Raw genomic sequence first — 20,229 nt, forward strand, 5'->3', positions numbered from 1 at the left:
CCTGTTTCAGGCGGGCAGGGTCACGGGGACAGGTTCGTTGTACCAATCTAATCTATACGGTGAAAAACTAAAAGGAACGTGGGGACAGTGTACCTGTCCCCACGTTCCTTTTGGTTTATTGGATAATGTTGCATTACCAATTTACTGGTATTTGGATTGAATAGTTGTCTCTATCATCCTATAATGAAACAAGTTTGTGAGTTTCATATTATAGGAGAGGGGACAAAATAATTGAAAAACCTAAAAAAGGTTATTCCTAGTATTTTGGTTATTAATTTACTTTTGTCACTTTTTCTTTTTGTATCAAATGTTTCTGTAGCGGCAGCAGCATCTACAAATTCCCTGATAAATGTTAAATTGTCAGCATATTTAGGTAATGTGAGCACTGTTACAGCTTCAATAACTGGAAATTATAAAGTGGCTAATGATGGACTTACATTGAATGGTTCTTATCAAATTAAAGTTGAATCAGGTCAATTGGTTTTATATAAAAATGGTTTAAAACAAAAAAATTACGGTTCAAGTTTTACAGTAGAACCTGAAGTTTATAATACACAGAATGTCATTATTCTTAATGGGCGACAATATTTAGGAACAATGCGGTTTGAGGTTGAGGGAAGTAAATACGTTAGACCATATAACACACTTCCAGTTGAGGATTATTTGAAGGGTGTAGTTTCACAAGAAATGAGTCCTTCCTGGGGAAGTTCTGGTGGGATGGAGGCATTAAAAGCGCAGGCTATTGCAGCTAGAACGTATGCACAAGGAGTTAGTCCAATTGATGATGGGCAAACAGACCAAGTATATACAGGTTATTATTGGTATGAGAATACAAATCGGGCTATCGAGGAGACTCAAGGCTTAGTTTTAAAATACAATGGTCAAGTAATCGGTGCAAATGCACTTTATTCTTCAAGTAACGGTGGGAAAATTTTATCAAAAGTGAATTCATGGGGCGATGCATCATGGAATCGAGTACCTTATTTGCAAGTGAAAGATGATCCATATGATGCAAAAAGTGCAGCTTTGGGAAATGCTAATATTGATTGGAAATTCTCAATCAATAAGACGCAAATGGACTTAAGTACAGTGGATCTTAATAATCCAGCTGCTTGGTGGACTACTAAAAAGGAAAACAGTGCGGATACAACTATTTTAAATAATATGAAAAATTGGCTACAAGCAAATGGTCATATTGATAAAAAATATGAGGTTAAAATCGTAGGTTTTCCAGAATTATCTTTTGATACAAATGTTCCATCGAACTTAACCATTAATGGACATATGAAGGTTGAATATCTTTTGAGAGATACGGCTACTAATTCTTTTGTTATGGAAAATGGTTCGATTAAAGTACATTCTAAAACGATTGATACAAGAGCTTATATATTTAGAACAATGATTGGTTCAACCTTTATGAAAGGCCCATATATTAAAAGTGTTCAGGATGATGGCACGAAGTACACTGTTAATGGTGGAGGTTGGGGCCACGGGATTGGGATGAGCCAATTTGGTGCTTACCAAATGTCGAAGGAAGGTAAAACGGTTAAAGAAATCCTTAACTTTTACTATCCTGGTACAACGATAGATGATGTCCTTGGTCCAACAGTTTCGAATCTGCAATCGACTGTGGACGATAAAGGTGTCGTAACGTTCAGTTATGCTTTAGATGAAGAATCAACTACAAATGTAACTTTAAGTAATCCGCAAAAGAGTATTTTATCTAATAAAGTTCAGGCGAGAGGAAATGTCCAATTTACTTGGGATGCGAATTCCTTATCTGCAGGGACATATACGTTTACTATAGTTACCAAGGATAAAAATGGAAATAGTGCTCAATATGTAAATAGTTTTCAAATTGCTGAAAAGCCTGTTGATGAGGGAGATAAAATTAAAGTTACGTTAACAGAATCGAAAACGTATCTTTATGATGGACCAAATGGTGAGGGGAAATCAACCCAGTATTTATCACCGCAAACTGTCTATGCTACTTCCCAAGTTGGCCAGTGGTATCAAATTGATACTTGGTTAGGAGTAAAATGGATTACTGTCCAAGAAGTGGCTACTCCAGAAGATACTTCTAGTACTACTGACGTTTCGAAGATTACGATATTAGATAAAACAAATCTCTATTCTTCACCTTCTACAAACCAAACACCAAGTTCATCAGTGTCACCGCAAATGGTGACTGTTATCGAACAGAACGGAGATTGGTTCAAAATTAAAACGTGGATTGGTGATAAATGGATCAAGCCTGCCCGTTACAGTGTTGCTGTATCAAAGAAAATGAGTGTTGTAGTTAGAACAAACCTTTATAATAACCCGACTACATCTGAAAAAGTAGTTAGTACCATTTCACCGCAATCTGTAAATGTCATTGCTGAAATACCAAACACAGGTTGGTATCAAATTAATACTTGGTTAGGACCAAAATGGATTCAAGTCGCAGGCCCTAAACAGTCAGTAAACATCACATTGACCTTAAAGTCACGTACGGATATATATAATAGTCCTGACCTCAGCATCAAGCCATTCAGTACACTATCGCCACAATCAGTCAAAGCGATTAGTAAACTCGGAAACACAGACTGGTACGAAATCAACACCTGGGTCGGACCAAAATGGATTTACATGAACTAGTGGGACAGGCACCTCGTCCCTTTTTTTGCGCTGAAACGAAGAAGGAACGAAGGAAGGAACGAAGGGACAGGCACCTTGTTCCATTAATTTATGTTTAGTCATCGTTTTTCGTTATGTGCGGGATCGCGGGGACAGGGTACCTGTCCCCGCGACCCACCCACCCCCGCTAATCTACCTAATAAGCAGGAATTTGGAAAGTTTTGTTGAATATTGTATATGTTAGTTTACTATCTTCTCTTCATCTATCTTCTCTCTTCTCTGTTTTACACCTTTCTTATTTATTCCATTTTCTTTCGTTGAATAGGAGTTTCCCAAAAACAATTTTAATGATTAAAGGAGGTAATCAGTTTTGACTGTTAAGGTTTTAAGTGTTGGATTGAAAGGCCTTAAGGGGTATTGTGTTCAGGTTGAGGTACAAGCAACCTTAGGGGTAGGAGCGATGGTCATTGTCGGTCTTCCAGATGCATCTGTAAAGGAAGCAAAGGAACGAGTTCTTTCGAGCATAAGGTCCTTAGGTCATTTCATGGCGGATAAAAAAATAGTTGTAAATATGTCACCATCTGAACAAAGGAAGAATGGACCATTATTTGATTTAGCTCTTGCCGTAGGGGTGTTAAAAGAAATTGGTGGAATTAAGGAGAAGATTCCATTAAATGCTTGCTTTCTAGGCGCTTTATCTTTGGATGGTTCCATTGAAAAAGTTGAAGGTATGCTGCCAGCATTACTTGCAGCAAAACAATTAGGTATAAAGAAAGCTTATATTCCTTACGATCCACTTATCCCTCTGGATATGCTTGAGGAAATCGAATGCAAGGTAGTCCATCATATTAAAAATGTTATTGACGATTTAAATGGAGAGAAAAGAATTCAACCACATGTGTCAAAAGAGAAGCGTGAAGAAGAGTCCTTCCACGAATTCCATCGAGATTTTATCCATATTGTTGGCCATGAGAAATCTAAGCAGTCACTTGAAATTGCGGCAGCAGGAAGACATAATGTGCTTATGGTGGGTCCCCCTGGTTGTGGCAAAAGTTTTCTGGCAGAATCATTCCCATCGATTCTACCTCCACTGAACAAGGCAGAACAACTTGAAGTAATGAGCTTATATCAACTTGCACGAGAAAAGCTGATCTCTCCCCATATTGCGCCTTTCAGAAATCCTCATCATTCTGCATCTTCCATATCGATTATTGGTGGAGGTTCTTATCCAAAGCCAGGAGAAATATCATTGGCCCACCATGGTGTATTATTTTTAGACGAAATGGCTGAATTTACGAAAAAAACGTTAGATATGTTGAGGCAACCACTTGATTCAGCGCAGGTTACAATTAGTCGGGTTCACTCTACCGTCACTTATCCTGCTTCTTTTACACTTATCGCCACTATGAATCCATGCCCATGCGGCTATTTAGGTTCTACCACCCATTATTGCACTTGCAATGAGAAACAGATAATAGCATATCGTAACCGCATATCTGGTCCTATTTTTGATCGAATTGATATCCTATTGTCGCTTAAGCCCGTTAATTTACTTAGCGAGCAAGAAAGTAGAGAAACTTCCTCACAAATTCGTCTTCGTGTTGAAAAAGCTCAGGAAAAACAATTCAATCGTTATCAACAACCCCTCTATAATGCAAACGTCCCATTCGAAATATTATGCGAAACAAGCCCGCTTACAGAAAAACAGTTAAGAGATATAAATCAGATATCGCTAGAACAGCATTGGAGTAATAGAGTCCAAGTCAAAGTTATTCGAATTGCGAGAACTATTGCCGACTTAAGAGGGGAAGATCTTATCTCAGATGAATCAATTTGGAAAGCAATTGAACTAAAAAGAGACGGGATATCAATGTTTTAGGATATAAAAAAGATTATTTTTTAAAAAGGTGATTAGAAAATGCCGAGATTAGCAAGAACAAAGAGTGCTACAGGGATTTATCATATTATTATGCGAGGCGTGAATCGCCAAACTATTTTTGAGGACGATGAGGATAAAATAAGGTTGTTGGAAACGCTTGTGAGATATAAAACTATCTGTCGTTACGAAATTTACGGCTATTGTTTAATGGATAATCATATTCATCTGCTTATAAAAGAATTTGAAGAACCGATTTCAAATGCGATTAAACGAATTAGTTCAAGCTATGTATACTGGTACAACAAGAAATACAAACGTTGTGGTCATCTCTTCCAAGAACGTTTTAAAAGTGAGAATGTCGAAACGAGTACGTACTTTCTAACAGTACTTCGATATATTCATCAAAACCCGATGAAAGCAGGCTTATCTCAACATGTTTTCGATTGTGAATGGACAAGCTTTAAAGAGTATTTGGATGTACCATTAATCGTCAAAACTGACTTCGCTCTTAATTTCTTTTCTTCAGAGCAAAAAATAGCGGTCGACGATTTTGTAAAATTCATGCAACTAAGCAATGATGACCAATGTTTGGATATAACGGTGGACAATAGAAAAACGGACCAAGAAGTGAAAGAATATCTTCATTCATTAGGAATAACGAGCAATAGTATAAAACATATGGATAAAAAGAAGAGGGATGTAATCATTATTCAACTGAAAGAAATCGAAGGAGTATCAATCAGACAAATTTCAAGAATCACCGGCATCTCAAGCAGCGTAATCCAACGCTTAGGGAAATAGACACGCGGGGAGACACGCGGGGAGACACGCGGGGACAGGTCCCTTGTTTCTCAAAGAGAGGGGGAATCAATGGGGAGAACCGGCCATATAACCAATATCCCAAAAAATGATTGGGACGCGGGACCTATCCCCATGACCCACCCATGACTCACAAGCACAAAAAAAGGGACGAGGTACCTGTCCCCTCGTCCCGTTATTCGCCGTAGGCTTGTTCTGTTAGAACGTTGTCGTCATCGTCGTCGGTTTGGCCGTAGCTTGAGGTTCCAAGCTCTAAATGGGCCTTTAATGTTGATTTTATTTCGATAAGATTTGGCTCATCAATTTCGTAGTAATAAATACGGTTACCATTACTATTTGGGAGCCATAAGTCTTGACCTTTAAGATTAAGGTTTTCAATGTCTAATGAAGTGCCTGCTGTAGCGTAATTAAAGAAGGATTTCATTTGATTAAATGATAAATCAGTTTCCATGTTCGCTCCGACTGCTTCAATGACATTAGCGTATTTAGTAAATGAACTTGCAGAAATAGACTTGCTTATAATTGATTTAAGAATTTCTTGCTGTCTCTTTCCGCGTTCAATATCACTATCTAGCTTTCGAGTACGTGCTAAGGCAAGAGCTTCTTCCCCATCTAATTGTTGAAGTCCTTCTTCTAAAGTAATGGCGTTTGCCTCATCTTTAGAATTTTGTTCAGAGAATGTATAAGGAACTTCAACCTCAATGCCGCCAAGCGCATCAACAATGTCAATAAAAGCATTAAAGTTAACCTTCACATAAAAATCAATTGGAATATCGAGTAATCCTTCTACTGTTTCGATCGTTGTGGCAGGTCCACCATATGCATGGGCATGAGTGATTTTATCTTTATAACCAAGCTTTGGTACATAAACATATGAATCTCTTGGAATGCTTAAAAGTTTAATAGATTTTGCTTTTTCGTTAAACGTAGCAACCATGAGAGCATCTGAACGTGAAGAATTACTAAATCCTCGCGTAGCACTATCATCTACACCAATGATGAGGATTGAAGTGTTCTCGACCTTTGTATCGGCTGCCGCAACTCTACTCGTATCTCTGTCTAAAGGCTTGTAAGAGTCACCCATCACTGATTCGGCCTTATTATATAGAAATATTCCATAAGAAGTTAGACCAAAACCTAATAATAGAATAGGTAATAAAATCAAAGTGAACATTCTTCTTCTTCTCATCTTGCTTTTGCTTTGCCTTATATATTGTCTAGAATTAGACATTCATCGTCATCCTTTATCAAATTTGACTTTAAAAGAATTTACTTGAAATTAATAAATGCTCAATAATTTTACTGTAATATTATAATGTAGCATAGTGTCTGCTTTTTCATCCATCTTCATTCATATTTAAAAAAACATAAACAAATACTGTTCTATTTTACTATTTTTTGCGTGATTAGTAAAATAGATACTTATAGCTAAAGACCCATATGATGGTAAGAACTATTTGTGCATCAGGATTTATAGCCAAAACTTCTCTGTTTATACATCTTCCTCCAAATACAAAACGTCACCATCCCGAACCTCACACTGCCCATTCGTCATCTCAATCATCCATTCCTTGAATGTATAGGTTTGACTCTCTTCGACATAAGTTTCGATTTCGACAACATCTAAATAATGAATTTCTTTCACTGTATAAATGGACGATCTCAGTTCATTTTCAATCTTACCTAGCCAAGTGTAATCGACATTTGTATGCATGACCTTCATCAGTTTTCGTTCAACGATCCCTGTTGCATTAATCCCTTCTGATGTCGCTTTTCCGTATGCACGAATGAGGCCGCCAGCTCCAAGCTTGATTCCACCAAAATAACGGGTGACCACGACGACGGTATCCTTCAGGTGCCGCTTTTTCAATACCTCAAGAATGGGGACTCCAGCTGTGCCGCTTGGTTCTCCATCATCATTAGCTTTTTGAATTTGGTCATGTTCTCCTATTAAATAAGCAGAGCAATTATGAGTCGCGTTCCAGTGCTGCTTTTTAATCGTCTGAATAAATTCCTGGGCTTCTTGCTCTGTTTCTGCTCTTGAAACATGTGCGATAAATCGAGATTTCTCGATAATAATTTCATTTTCCCCGTATCCCTTAACAGTCAAATAGCTTGGGAGCATGAGATCACTCCTTTTCTTAGTTTAATCAATTTTGTATTAGGGCACACTTTTAGTTGAATTTAAGATTATGGTAAGTAATCATAATTGTGGTTGATGCTAAAAAATTCGACAACTCCATTATAATTCGACAAAAGGCTTTGTTTCAAATTAACATCACTTTGTAAAGAAACTTTAACAGTGCTGACTTTTTGTCATGATATAATGAAACACGCGAAAAGATATCTTGAAATAATAAATTCGTCCCTAAATGTTTGCCGATGCATTTTATGTACTCAGTTCGTTCTAAAACTATAGGTGAAAAGTCACATATATAATAAATTATTCTCCTTCTTTATAACGATTTTTTGACAGTTTTTGAACATTTTCAAGTTAGAAAGATAGTATCTTTTACTAATTCAAGGTAAAATATTGTAAAATGATCAATTTTTATAATGACCGATTGAGTATTATTAAAAATTTTTCAAAATGTAAAGGGTTTTTGCTTCACTTGGAGGAATTAGTTTATGATAAAAAAATTCGATACAAAAACTCTTGATTTGATTTTGGACAAAATGGTGGAAACCGTTGGAGATAGTAAGGATGAGATTTTTCGCATAGGTGAACAGTGTCGAGGTGACTATGATTCCTTAGTCGAGGAATTAAGAGATGTGCGAAGAATGGTTGGCCAAATCATTGAAGAGGGCGATTCGTTAGAAATTAAATCGCGTGCTGCTAGAAAGCATCTTTCAGAAGTAAGCATGCATTTCAAAGACTACACCGAAGTTCAAGTAAGAGAAGCATATGAGAAGGCTCATCAAATTCAAATGGATCTCACGTTGAATCGCCAATCGGAGAAGCAGCTTCGTGAACGAAGAGATGATATTGAACGGAGACTTATCGGTCTTACACGGACAATTGAAAGAGCAGAACATCTTGTTTCTCAAATAACTGTTGTCATGAATTATTTGATGAGTGATTTGAAGCAAGTTGGAGAGGCTCTCCAAGATGCGAAGCTAAAGCAGGACTTTGGATTGAAGATTATCGAGGCTCAGGAAGAGGAACGCAAGCGTCTTTCTCGTGAAATCCATGATGGCCCAGCGCAAATGATGGCAAATGTTATGATGCGTTCGGACCTAATCGAAAGAGTCTATAAAGAATACGGTGCCGATGAAGCATTGACTGAAGTCAAAAACCTTAAGAAAATGGTCAGAAATGCTTTATATGAGGTTCGTCGTATTATATACGACTTGCGTCCAATGGCTCTTGACGATTTGGGGTTGGCACCGACCCTCAAAAAATATTTACAAACCATCGAAGAATATCATAATACAACAAAAATAACTTATATAAATGTTGGGCAAGAAAAACGGCTCCCCACAAAATACGAGGTTGCCCTTTTTCGTCTTGTTCAGGAGTCCGTGCAAAATGCTTTAAAGCATGCTGATGCAAGTGAAATTAAAGTAAAACTCGAAACTGGAAAAGAATTTATAACTGTTTTAATTAAAGATAATGGACAAGGCTTTGATGTAGATGAGAGAAAACCAGAGTCCTTTGGTATTATTGGGATGAGAGAAAGAGTAGAGCTCTTGGAAGGAAAAATCTCGATCAATTCAAAGATTGGGACAGGTACAGTCGTTCTCATTCAAGTTCCATTAATAAAATAAGAGAGAGAAAATATTGGGGAGGCGAAACGCATGACCACGAAGATTATCATTATTGATGACCATCAATTATTTAGAGAAGGCGTAAAGAGGATTCTTGATTTTGAAAAAACGTTTGAGGTTGTGGCTGAGGGAGATGACGGTGCAGAAGCAATCAATTTAGTAGAAAAGCATCAACCTGACGTTGTCATCATGGATATTAATATGCCAAATGTAAATGGGGTTGAAGCAACACGTCAATTAATTGAAAAATACCCATCAACGAAGATCATCATCTTATCGATTCATGATGATGAAAGCTATGTACAGCATGCCTTAAAAACAGGTGCAACGGGCTATCTATTAAAGGAAATGGATGCAGACGCTCTTATTGAGGCAGTGAAGGTAGTGGCAGATGGTGGTTCCTATCTTCATCCAAAGGTAACTCACAATCTAGTAAAAGAATATCGTAGATTAGCAGTAGAAGTAGCAGGCTCTGGTGGTGGCTACCATCAGCAAGTTGAAATTCGTCGCCCACTACACCTCTTAACTCGTCGTGAATGTGAAGTTCTTCAACTTCTAGCTGATGGGAAAAGTAACCGTGGAATCGGTGAAGCACTATTTATTAGTGAAAAAACCGTTAAAAACCACGTAAGTAATATCCTTCAAAAAATGAATGTAAATGACCGAACTCAAGCTGTTGTAGAAGCAATTAAGAATGGCTGGGTTGAGGTAAGATAGTTTAATCGATAATTTTTTAATGAAGCGCCGAAATGTTGGCGTTTTTTTTAATGCAATCAATCGAGAATTCATGAACAAATTGTTAAATCGTTTCTCGAATTATTTACATTTCCATTTTAAAAAGGTAATAATAGGATATAAGACATAAGTCTAAAGGAGGATATAGATGTGACTTCTTTAAAGATACTTTCAGATAATCAATTAAAGGTGGCTTTATACAAAGCGATCGAGAAAAATTTAGAACAGGATTTTATTGACCTATTAAATATGGAATTGAGAAACAGAGGGATACAAGCAAGTTAACTTGGAATCATCTTTTCACTTAATTAATGCAATTTCGTGCGTTTTCATATAAAATGGATACAAAACATATAGTAAGTAGCAGGCTCTTTTCCCAATAGTTGTTTTGCCTCATCATTCACCTAGTAATTACCATCCGGTTAATCTCTTATATAGCACTTATCTTTTTTATCTTTTAACTGGAATTACAGTTGATGGGACAACAATTTTTTGCGCTAGAAAATAACAATCTATACGAAAAAGCCTAGTACAAAATGAATAAGGATGGTATCCCATTTATGAAAACGGCAGTTGTCACGGATAGTACAGCGTACATCCCGAAGGAATTGCGCGATAAGCTAAATATCCATATGATTCCCTTGAGTGTTAATTTCGGCAACGAAACCTATAAAGAAGAAATTGAAATTCAAGCGGATGATTTCTACGAAGAAGTGAAGACGAAAGACCTCCCAACCACCTCCCAACCTGCAATCGGAGAATTTGTTACCCTATTTGAGAAGCTAGCCAAAGAGTATGACTCCGTTATTAGTATCCACCTTTCAAGTGGAATTAGCGGTACATTCCAAGGAGCAGTCTCAGCAGGAGGAATGGTCGAAGGAATTGATGTCCATGCTTTTGATTCTGAAATCAGTTGTATGGTACAAGGTTTTTACGCAATTGAAGCAGCAGAAATGGCGAACGCTGGCAAGGGACACGAGGAAATCCTCGCACGGCTCATGGAAATGAAAGAATCCGTCCGTGCGTATTTCATGGTCGATGATCTTAGCCATTTACAACGTGGTGGACGCCTTTCTAGTGCCCAAGCGATCATTGGCAGCTTATTACAAGTCAAGCCACTCCTTCACTTTGAAAACAAGCTCATCGTCCCGTTTGAAAAGATTCGTACTCGTAAAAAAGCAATGAAGCGAATCGTCGACCTACTTGAGGAAGATGTCAAAAGCGGCGATGCTTACAAAGCTGTTATCATCCACGCCAAACGTGAAGACGAAGCAACCGAATGGAAAGCTGAACTTGAGGCCAAGTTTCCAAATGTTGAATTTATGCTAAGTTACTTCGGACCAGTAATCGGCACGCACCTCGGCGAAGGCTCCATGGGTCTCGGCTGGGTGAAAAAATAACCGTAAGTGTAATCAAACGTCATTCAGCATATGGTTGAGTGGCGTTTTTTGATGAAAAGCAAGTGAAATTCTACTGATTCCATTGAGTGGTAGGGAGAAAACCGAATCCCGGCCCTACGCTAGCTTCGTTTTTTCCTCACTCACACTTGAATTCCGGATAAAACGGGCGGAATTTCGCTATGCTAGAGTGATTTCCATAGTGTGCCAACACATGAATTCCGGAAAAAACGGTCGGAATTCCGTAAAAAATCAATTAATTCCGTAACTTTCTCCATAATTCCGTAACTTCACACGATAATTCCGGAAATCAACCAAATCCCCAAAAAGAGGTGTCAAAATGAGATTTGCTATTAAAAATGAAATGCTCGTACCAGACCGATTGCTCGATGCTCCACAACTTACGCAAACAATCGCAGAGCTCCATGAAATTCCACAACCTCCACGCAATCCCCAGTTTCACTTCAATCCCGAAATCAGAATTCACCTAATTGGAAAACAACTACTACTCGATGAAATCCCATACCCATTAGAAGAAATCCAACTACATTATGAAAATGGCTATATCACTCTTCGTAAAGGGATTACCCACACGAAGAATCGTCCCAAATGTCAAAGATGTGGAAATAACGATCCATACTGGTTTGCTACTTTTCCATGTTCAAGATGTCAGGAACGATGCACCTATTGTCGAAAATGCATCATGATGGGCAGAGTGAGCACATGTACGCCTCTTTATAGTTGGATCGATGCAGAAGGCATAGAGATTCCCACAGCAGCAAAACTAGAGTGGAACGGCAAACTTTCGCCTGGACAACAGCAGGCTTCAGACGAAGTCGTTAAAGCGATTTCCTCAAACGAAGATACCCTAGTCTGGGCGGTATGTGGAGCTGGAAAAACCGAGGTGCTCTTCGAGGGAATCCACTCTGCCTTATCTCAACAAAAGCGAGTTTGTATTGCAACGCCGAGAACCGACGTCGTTCTTGAATTAGCTCCCCGTCTTCAAGCGGTCTTCCCAGCAATAGATGTTGCTTCACTATATGGTGGCTCAGAAGACCGGCACAAATCCTCGCCTCTCACTATCTCCACGACCCACCAACTTTTCCGCTTCTATCAAGCTTTTGACACGATTATTGTTGATGAAGTCGATGCATTCCCATATTCAATGGATGAAACATTGCAATATGCTGTCCAAAACGCCCGGAAACCGAAATCCTCGATGATCTACTTAAGCGCCACCCCGAACACCCAATGGCAAAAAGATTGTCGCCTTGGAAAAAGAAATTATGTTACCATTCCAGCACGCTATCATCGTCATCCACTTCCTGTTCCGAAATTTGAGTGGTGTGGAAATTGGGACAAGGCTTTAAAGAATGACAAGCTTCCGCCAAATGTGATGAAGTGGCTTAAACAACGACTTAGCACAGAAAAACAGGCGCTCTTTTTCATCCCCAGAATCGATTTAATCCCAAAGATCTTATCCATTCTCCGCCAACTTGATCCTCGTATAGAAGCCGTCCATGCTGAAGATCCAGAGCGAAAAGCGAAGGTTCAATCAATGCGTGAAAAAGAAATTCCGATTCTCGTCACGACGACCATTTTAGAAAGAGGTGTGACCTTTCCGAATCTAGATGTGGCCATTCTCGGTTCAGAGGAACAAATTTTCACCGAAAGTGCACTCGTTCAAATTGCTGGTAGAGTAGGGAGGAGCGCTCAATATCCAACGGGCGATATTACTTTTTTCCATTATGGCCGGACAGAAGCGATGAACCAGGCACGGAAACAGATTCAATCAATGAATAGGGAAGCGTTGAAGAAAGGGTTGATTGACACTTGAGTGAATACTGTCTTTTTTGTCATGAAGAAATGATCGAGCATATTAGTTGGTCCACTTTTTTCACACAAAGAGAAGAAACAGCTCTTTGTTCGACATGTCAGGATCAACTCGAAGAAATATCGGGAGAACGATGTGAAATTTGCAGTCGTCCCCTAGAAAAGTTGGACCCCCAATACGTGATCGGAAAACGGTGCTCTGATTGTGTCCGCTGGGAAGAAGAAGAGGAGTGGAAGGGCTATTTGCAATCCAATCTGTCCATCTATTTATACAACGATTTCTTAAAAGAGTTGATTAGTCAGTACAAATTCCGTGGTGATTATATCTTGGCAAAAGTGTTTTCGAAAAAGCTTCAAACTTATCTGCAAAAAATATCTTTTGATTATGTTGTTCCGATTCCGTTAAGTGCGGAAAGACAATTTGAACGTGGTTTTAATCAATCAGAAGCCTTAATTCAAGAGGCTGGCTATCATCCTACGCAGCTCCTTCAGAGAACCCATAGTGAAAAACAATCAAAGAAATCCCGTAGTGATAGGATTCATCTTCCACAAATTTTTCAAATACTGGATGCTTCAGAGCTTAAAAATAAAAATATCCTATTAGTCGATGACATTTACACAACGGGTTCCACTTTACGGCATGCGGCAAAGATTCTAAAGAAAGAGGGGGCGAAAAGTATATCGGCTTTAACGATTGCACGTGGCTAGCATAGTGCTAGAAATACGCTAGCATAAAGCTAGCACAGTGCTTCTACCATCATTTGTCTCAAAATTTTCATATTCATCCTTACCCCTTCACGCTATAATGTTTTTAAGAGAAGTTTTCTTTAGGGGGAGCTAGAAAAATGGATCAATTATCAAACTGTCCAAAATGCGATGCTATCTTTGTAAAAAATAAATTTCGTGATATTTGCCCGGATTGCTGGAAGGAAGAAGAAGTAGCGTATGAAACGGTTTATCAGTTTATCCGTAAACGGGAGAATCGAACTGCAACGATGCAACAAGTAGAAGAGGCGACAGGAGTAGAGGAAGAACTCATTTTAAAATTCGTGAAAACCGGTCGGTTAAAGGTGGCGCAATTTCCGAATCTTGGCTATCCATGTGATAAATGTGGCAAGATTATTCAAAAGGGAAAGCTTTGCAACCCATGTGCTGATACGCTGAAAAAAGAACTTGAGATGCATACGAAGGAAGAAGAACGCAAGAAGGAAATAGAGAGACAAGACACACATAGAACATACTTCACGAAGTAAAACCGTATGCTGATGCATGCGGTTTTTTTCTAATCTAGAAGTACATCCCGAAAAATAGTAGTTTAAACAAAACATTCCAATTAATATGTTTGCAACTTAGCCGATATTAGGGATAGAAGTTTGTACGGGGAGTGTCATATATGCAAATCACCAATCAAGGACTGACAAGTACAGCAAGTATGGACATTTCATTTGATGTTAAGAAAGATGAAATTTACTCTGCTCAAATAAAACAACGAATTTCAGATAAAGAAGCTATTCTTCAAATAAGAGGGAAGGAATTTGTCTCTGAATTTGAAGGTAAGGTACCAGATGGAGAGCGGGCAACGGTTCAAGTAAAGAATTATCAAGAAGATAAAATGACCGTAAAAGAGATTCGCAACGAGGATGCTAAATTGGCAAACTCAAAATCCACTGAACCCTCTGCGGTTTTACAAAAAGTAGGATTAACTTCAAAAGATGCTCCTGAATTAAGAGAGACAGCAAGATTATTACTTGATAAGGGATATCCATTATCGAAAGAAGTTGTTTCTGAACTGAAGTCCTTTTTTGAAAAAGGGCGAGGTACTTTAGAAACAAAAAGTGATGCAGTCAAGGCTCTTGTTAATAAGGGATTAGAAGTTACACAGACACATCTCCGTTCTGTTCATGAAGCACTTCACGGAGAGCCTTTAAATAAAGTATTAACAAATCTTGCAAAGGAACTAAGCCTTGATACTACTGCAAGAACGGAACAAGGGAATGTTTCAAGTGTGCGAGAAGGGTTGATAAAAGCAAGGACAGAAGGAAATGTATCTCAAACCTCTCTTTCTAACAGAAACATATACAATCAAACAGCAGTGAGAGAAATGGTTAGTCAAATTCAATCCATATTAGAGAAGGAAGCAGACCCACAAAAGGTGATTCAAACTGTAAAAGATACGCTCTCAACTAATTCAAAAGTTGATCGAGATATCATGAATGAGATAAAAAAAGTAATTGCTGATGCGGAAAAGCTTCAATCTATCGGCAAGGAGAGACTTGCTCAAACATTAAATCGATCTGAAACACAAATTGTTGCACAAAAAGCGGTTGTTATTGAAAAGCTAGAGCAAATCCGATCTATTAATAGTAATAGTCTCAATGAAATAGTTAGAGATCTGAAAAATCAGGTGATTTCCAATCCTAATCTCCAAAAGTCTATTGAAAAAGTTCAATCCGACTTGTTAAACAATAAAAATCTTCCATCAGATGTTGCAGGTAAAGTTGTAAAGGCATTAACAGAATCTACTGCGTTAATGCAGCAAGGTCGTATTACAACAGGTAAGGAAGTCCTTAGCTCTGCTCTAGCAAGTGTGGAAAATGAATTGGTTGATGCGAAGGCTTCAGAGGTATTAAAACAAGTAAAAGATACAGTTCGACAGGAGCCTAGCCTGCAACGTGCCATTGATCAAGTCCGAGATCAAGTTTTACAGAATTCAAAAATTGACCGAGAAGTTGTACAAAAGATAGAAAGAGCGGTGCAAGAAGCAACCCAGCTTCAGAAGTTAGGTCAGGAAGCAGCAGGGAAAGAGCGAATCGTTCAGGCTCTTACCAAGGCAGAATCCGAGACGGAACAATTAGAATTAAGACGAAATGAAGCCACTATAAGACAGGATTCAAAGGAAGCAGTTCAATCTGATTCTCGGCGGGTTGCATCGACGCCGCCACAAATGCTTAATTCAAAAGCTACTTTAGCTCCTCAACCTGTTGCATCTCAAGAGATTGAGCTTAAGGAAACGATTAAGCAAATTCAGCTCCAGCTTCAAACTGGTCAAGATGTTAAAAAGATGGTTCAAGAACAAGTGCTAGGTCATAAAAGCATTGATCCTGATAGCGCAAAAAATATAGAAACAGCTCTCAAACAAGCAGATCAACTGAATGAGGCAGGACGCGAACGACTGAATAAGCTCTTGCAACAGTTAGAAGCAACGGCATTAAAGTCTCTACCTCAATTGAATGATTCTGGGGACCAGGTAAATAAATTAATCAATCAAACTGAGCTCAAAAACAGTACGGAAAGTACCAAACTAGTACAAATGCCTAAGCTACCAAGTGAAACGATCCAGCAGGCGATAAAGCAGTTCAATAATGAACCTGATGTAGAGAAGGCGCTAACTTTAATCAGAAAAGAAGTTTCTAGTAATCCGAATATCGATGTTCGAAATGTAACTAAAATTGAGGAAACGTTAGAACGTGCTCAACAATTAAATGATAGAGGAAGAGAAATTGCTTCACGTCAGCATGTTGCAAATGAATTAAATAATATTCAGCAATCTCTTTCAATGTCTGAACCGAAGGTGGATCCTACTCAAGGGATGAATAACCAATATGATGTTGACGAGCTTCTTCAATCTATGCAAATTCAGTCTAAGGAAATATTGGTAACGAGAGTCACACAGAAACTCGCTGAGGCGACCCATGAATTTCGTGAGCTAAAAAGAGAAATTACAAGAAACTTAGATAGTGTTCAACGTACCATTGATACTTTAAAGGGAAGTGCCCAGCCACAGGCGAGCAAAATGCTTGAGACTGCTATTAGCAAGCTAGATAATGCCATTTTAAAAAGCGATTTAATGTTATTTACTGATATGAAGACGGAGAGACAGCTTTTACAAGCGAGCTCACAATTAGCTGAAGCGAAAAAACTTTTAGCAAAAGGGAATTTCACTGAAGCATCAAAAATTGTTGGGCAGGTCAAAGAGTTGATTGATAAATTGAATTTCAAGCCTTCCGAGCAAAAGATCATGCACTTTGTTGGGAAAGAGAGCCTTGCCATGGATAATCGGAATGCAGTACTAGAAGCTGGTGCTAGAGGATTTTCCCTGCAAGAGGCATCCGGTAGGCAAATGTTTGAAATGGTTCGTTCTCTCGGGCTAAACCATGATAGTGATCTAGCGAATTCCCTTGTGTTCAAAAATGGAGAGCACACACAGCAAGAGCAACAAACGAATCTGAAGGCGATTCTGATGAAGTTGCAACAAGATGATGCCAACCCTAAAGTTTCCCAGCATGTGGAACAAGCACTTAATAACTTGACAGGCCAGCAGTTATTAAGCAAGGCGGACTCACCAGGAACGTTGCAGAGCATGCTAATTAATCTTCCGATGCTGCTTGGCGGTAAGCCGGAAAATTTACAGGTCTTTGTGAACTCAAAAAATGAGGGTCAACAGGTCGATTGGGAGAATTGCAATCTTTATTTCCTTATTGAAACGAAGAGGCTTGGGGATGTAGGAATCATGCTTTCAGCAACCGAACGGAATTTAAGCATCACCATTAAAAATGATAAACCTGGTTTTAAAGATAAAATGGAGCCATTAGCGCAGATGGCTAAGGATAAACTCAATGAAATTGGTTATAACGTCAATTCTCTACATTTTACGAGAATGACACCTATTGACACTAAAAATCAAATCAATCAAACGATGGATCCAAAACCACAAAAGCCTATTTTTACTGAGAAGGGAATGGATTTCAAAATATGATGGTAACGTCCACTTTTTACAATCAAAAAAGACGGAAAGAGAAAAATGGCCCTTCTGCTGCTGTCATTAAATATGATGAGGGCTCAAGTAAGGCTCCAACAGTGGTTGCCCAAGGGAAAGGTCAAGTTGCTCAGCAGATTATTGAATTAGCAAAAAAGAACAATGTTCATATGCAAGAGGATTCAACATTAGTAGCGAATTTGTTAGATATGGACTTAGGGGACAATGTTCCGCCACAATTATATTCGGTTATGGCAGAAATTTTACTTTTAATAGAGGAAATGGAGAAAAACTATTAAACACTTTTCGACTTTTTCCGATAAATAAGATAGATAACTAATTGGAGGTGTACTACAGGTGACTGAAATCTTTACAGAGTCAGCAATTCACCAAAAATCACCACAGGAAATAACGGCACTTCTATACGAAGCGTGTATGACAAACTTAGAAAATGCAATCATTGATATTCAAAATAAAGACTTTGTATTAGCAAATAAAAAGCTCCAAAACGCTAATGATATTCTGCAACGATTAGGTGCAGGAATTAACTATGAGGCTGGCATTATCGCTGACCAATTAGATGTACTTTATAACTATATGGCTGATAAAATTGTTGAAGCTAATTTAAATAAAGATATCAAAATCATTGAAGAAGTTCTTAGTTCACTAGAAGAAATCTCAGCTGCTTGGAATCAGGCTATGAAAAACAAAGCAGTGGATCCAGGAGCGGCCATTCGTAAAAAAGCTTCTGCATATGAAAAAAGTATATTTACTGAAGAATATTAAATAAGAGGTGCATAAAGATGAAGATTAATAATAATATCCAAGCATTAAATGCCTATCGTAATTTATATCAAAATCAATCTGCAACGTCTAAAAACCTTGAAAGATTATCATCTGGTCTCCGAATTAATCGCGCAGCTGATGATGCAGCAGGACTAGCTATTTCAGAAAAAATGCGTTCTCAAATCCGTGGCTTAAAACAAGCAGAAAGAAACTCTCTTGATGGAATTTCTTTAATGCAAACAGCTGAAGGAGCCATGACTGAAGTGCATTCTATGCTTCAACGTATGCGTGAGCTTGCTGTACAAGCTGCAAATGACACGAATACAACAGAAGATCGTGGTGCCATTCAAAAGGAAATTGATCAATTATTATTAGAAATAGATAGCATCGCTTCAAAAACAGAATTTAATACGCGTAAATTACTTGATGGTTCAAGTGCGGTTGATACACAGTTTTTGACTGGTGAACAAGCAAAAACGAATCTTTTAACTGTACCGGTTGTGACAGACCCATCGTTAGCAACGGGAGAATATGCGGTTACAGTTGCAAATAAAGAAACTACTTATAAATTAAATCAACCAGGTGCAGGAGTAAACGATACAAATGTTCTTGCGATTGATCCAACTGACGGGGCAAAGCTTGGTTTTGGCGAATACACGATTGTTGTTTCAAATTTCAATTCAGAAACTAACAGTGCTACCATTGAAGTATTGGACCCAGATGGATTCTCAATCGGTTCAATGGCTGAAGAGATTGGTGAAGATGGGAAAGAAGTAGAAATTGGTACGAAGGATGGACAAAAAGTAACGGTTGATACTTCATTTATCACTGGTAATGGCACTGCCAAAATTCAAGTCGAAGGTAAGATGGATGTTTCGGTTTCTAGAGTAGATGATCCAGGTGATCCAGATTCAGATGAGGACCCAACTTTAACACCTGTTACTTTTACAAGAACAATCACATCTACAAACGGCATCGTAAAACATGGCGGTTTAGAGATGGAGTTTGGTGTAAATGTATCTGATGGAACATCTAGATTCCAATTAACAAATAAAGCACTTGCTTTCCAAATTGGAGCTAATACAGGACAAAGTCTAAATATTGATGTGCCTCAACTAAGTACTGTTAAGCTAGGTATTGAAGACATTAATGTACTGGATCATGAATCAGCTAATATGGCGATTTTTAAGCTTGAAAGTGCGATTAATCAAATCTCAGCCACGCGTTCGAAACTAGGGGCAACACAAAATCGATTAGAACACACAATCAATAATTTACAAGTGACACATGAAAACTTAACATCTGCGGAGTCACGTATCCGTGATGCTGATATGGCACTTGAAATGACAGAGTTTACGAAGAATAATATTCTTAACCAGTCTGCACAAGCGATGCTTGCTCAAGCCAACCAGTTACCACAAGGTGTGCTTCAATTGCTACAAGGATAAATTTCACAAGAGGGGTAAGGCTAACTATAACAGTCTTTCCTCTCTTTTTTATGATGGCACTGTTATAAGCAAGTGTTGATTTTTTGAATCATTTCGTGTGAAACCTTGGTTTCACACGAAATGATTCAAATATCGTTTTATCAACAATATTGTTTAATATAGCCTTTATGATAAGATCTTGTTATTAAC

The 20,229-nt window shown here is 38.3% G+C and carries 16 protein-coding genes; 14 read left to right on the forward strand and 2 right to left on the reverse strand.

Translation table 11 applies throughout. The features are described from left to right. Positions 1–231: 231 nt before the first annotated feature. The 3 genes from AA0X71_RS02615 (at position 232) to AA0X71_RS02625 (ending at position 5,299) form a co-directional block, all read left to right on the forward strand. Positions 232–2,640, forward strand: coding sequence for a SpoIID/LytB domain-containing protein (locus AA0X71_RS02615; protein ID WP_413358869.1), 2,409 nt, complete (start codon positions 232–234; stop codon positions 2,638–2,640). Positions 2,641–2,989: 349 nt separating this feature from the next. Beyond that, positions 2,990–4,498 carry a YifB family Mg chelatase-like AAA ATPase gene (locus tag AA0X71_RS02620; RefSeq protein WP_413358872.1) on the forward strand — a complete coding sequence of 503 codons (1,509 nt, stop codon included), beginning with the start codon at positions 2,990–2,992 and terminating at the stop codon, positions 4,496–4,498. A 39-nt stretch (positions 4,499–4,537) separates the two neighbouring features. Continuing rightward, positions 4,538–5,299 (forward strand): transposase, encoded by a 762-nt coding sequence (locus AA0X71_RS02625; protein WP_413358874.1) that lies wholly within the window; start codon positions 4,538–4,540, stop codon positions 5,297–5,299. Between the two features lie 193 nt (positions 5,300–5,492). On the opposite strand, the gene AA0X71_RS02630 is transcribed toward AA0X71_RS02625, so the two are convergent. Further along, positions 5,493–6,548, reverse strand: a complete 1,056-nt coding sequence (locus AA0X71_RS02630) for an LCP family protein (protein WP_413358876.1) — start codon at positions 6,546–6,548, stop codon at positions 5,493–5,495. A gap of 261 nt (positions 6,549–6,809) precedes the next feature. Continuing rightward, positions 6,810–7,442 carry a YigZ family protein gene (locus tag AA0X71_RS02635; protein ID WP_413358879.1) on the reverse strand — a complete coding sequence of 211 codons (633 nt, stop codon included), beginning with the start codon at positions 7,440–7,442 and terminating at the stop codon, positions 6,810–6,812. 503 nt (positions 7,443–7,945) lie between these two features. Between AA0X71_RS02635 and AA0X71_RS02640 the strand changes: the two genes are divergently transcribed. The 11 genes from AA0X71_RS02640 (at position 7,946) to AA0X71_RS02690 (ending at position 20,040) form a co-directional block, all read left to right on the forward strand. Next, on the forward strand, positions 7,946–9,085 hold the full coding sequence (locus AA0X71_RS02640; protein ID WP_413358882.1) for a sensor histidine kinase: 1,140 nt from the start codon (positions 7,946–7,948) through the stop codon (positions 9,083–9,085). Positions 9,086–9,115: 30 nt separating this feature from the next. Beyond that, positions 9,116–9,802 carry a response regulator gene (locus AA0X71_RS02645; RefSeq protein WP_413358884.1) on the forward strand — a complete coding sequence of 229 codons (687 nt, stop codon included), beginning with the start codon at positions 9,116–9,118 and terminating at the stop codon, positions 9,800–9,802. Positions 9,803–9,970: 168 nt separating this feature from the next. Then, a complete protein-coding gene (gene sda / locus AA0X71_RS02650; RefSeq protein WP_413358886.1) occupies positions 9,971–10,105 on the forward strand; it encodes a sporulation histidine kinase inhibitor Sda in 135 nt (44 codons plus the stop codon). A gap of 275 nt (positions 10,106–10,380) precedes the next feature. Then, on the forward strand, positions 10,381–11,220 hold the full coding sequence (locus AA0X71_RS02655) for a DegV family protein (protein ID WP_413358889.1): 840 nt from the start codon (positions 10,381–10,383) through the stop codon (positions 11,218–11,220). Positions 11,221–11,557: 337 nt separating this feature from the next. Further along, positions 11,558–13,054, forward strand: a complete 1,497-nt coding sequence (locus AA0X71_RS02660) for a DEAD/DEAH box helicase (RefSeq protein WP_413358891.1) — start codon at positions 11,558–11,560, stop codon at positions 13,052–13,054. Further along, positions 13,051–13,758, forward strand: a complete 708-nt coding sequence (locus AA0X71_RS02665) for a ComF family protein (protein ID WP_413358893.1) — start codon at positions 13,051–13,053, stop codon at positions 13,756–13,758. The genes AA0X71_RS02660 and AA0X71_RS02665 overlap by 4 nt, the downstream gene beginning before the upstream one ends. A 137-nt stretch (positions 13,759–13,895) precedes the next feature. Continuing rightward, complete coding sequence (locus AA0X71_RS02670; RefSeq protein ID WP_413358895.1) at positions 13,896–14,303, forward strand: TIGR03826 family flagellar region protein; 408 nt, start codon at positions 13,896–13,898, stop codon at positions 14,301–14,303. A gap of 140 nt (positions 14,304–14,443) precedes the next feature. Then, positions 14,444–17,806 (forward strand): hypothetical protein, encoded by a 3,363-nt coding sequence (locus AA0X71_RS02675; protein ID WP_413358897.1) that lies wholly within the window; start codon positions 14,444–14,446, stop codon positions 17,804–17,806. Beyond that, positions 17,806–18,105, forward strand: a complete 300-nt coding sequence (locus AA0X71_RS02680; protein ID WP_413362447.1) for an EscU/YscU/HrcU family type III secretion system export apparatus switch protein — start codon at positions 17,806–17,808, stop codon at positions 18,103–18,105. The genes AA0X71_RS02675 and AA0X71_RS02680 overlap by 1 nt, the downstream gene beginning before the upstream one ends. Positions 18,106–18,163: 58 nt before the next feature. After that, a complete protein-coding gene (gene fliS / locus AA0X71_RS02685; RefSeq protein ID WP_413358900.1) occupies positions 18,164–18,592 on the forward strand; it encodes a flagellar export chaperone FliS in 429 nt (142 codons plus the stop codon). A 17-nt stretch (positions 18,593–18,609) separates the two neighbouring features. After that, positions 18,610–20,040, forward strand: coding sequence for a flagellin (locus AA0X71_RS02690; RefSeq protein ID WP_413358902.1), 1,431 nt, complete (start codon positions 18,610–18,612; stop codon positions 20,038–20,040). Positions 20,041–20,229: the final 189 nt, after the last annotated feature.

This window comes from Robertmurraya phoenicis (assembly GCF_047302285.1).
Lineage (GTDB): Bacteria > Bacillota > Bacilli > Bacillales > Cytobacillaceae > Robertmurraya.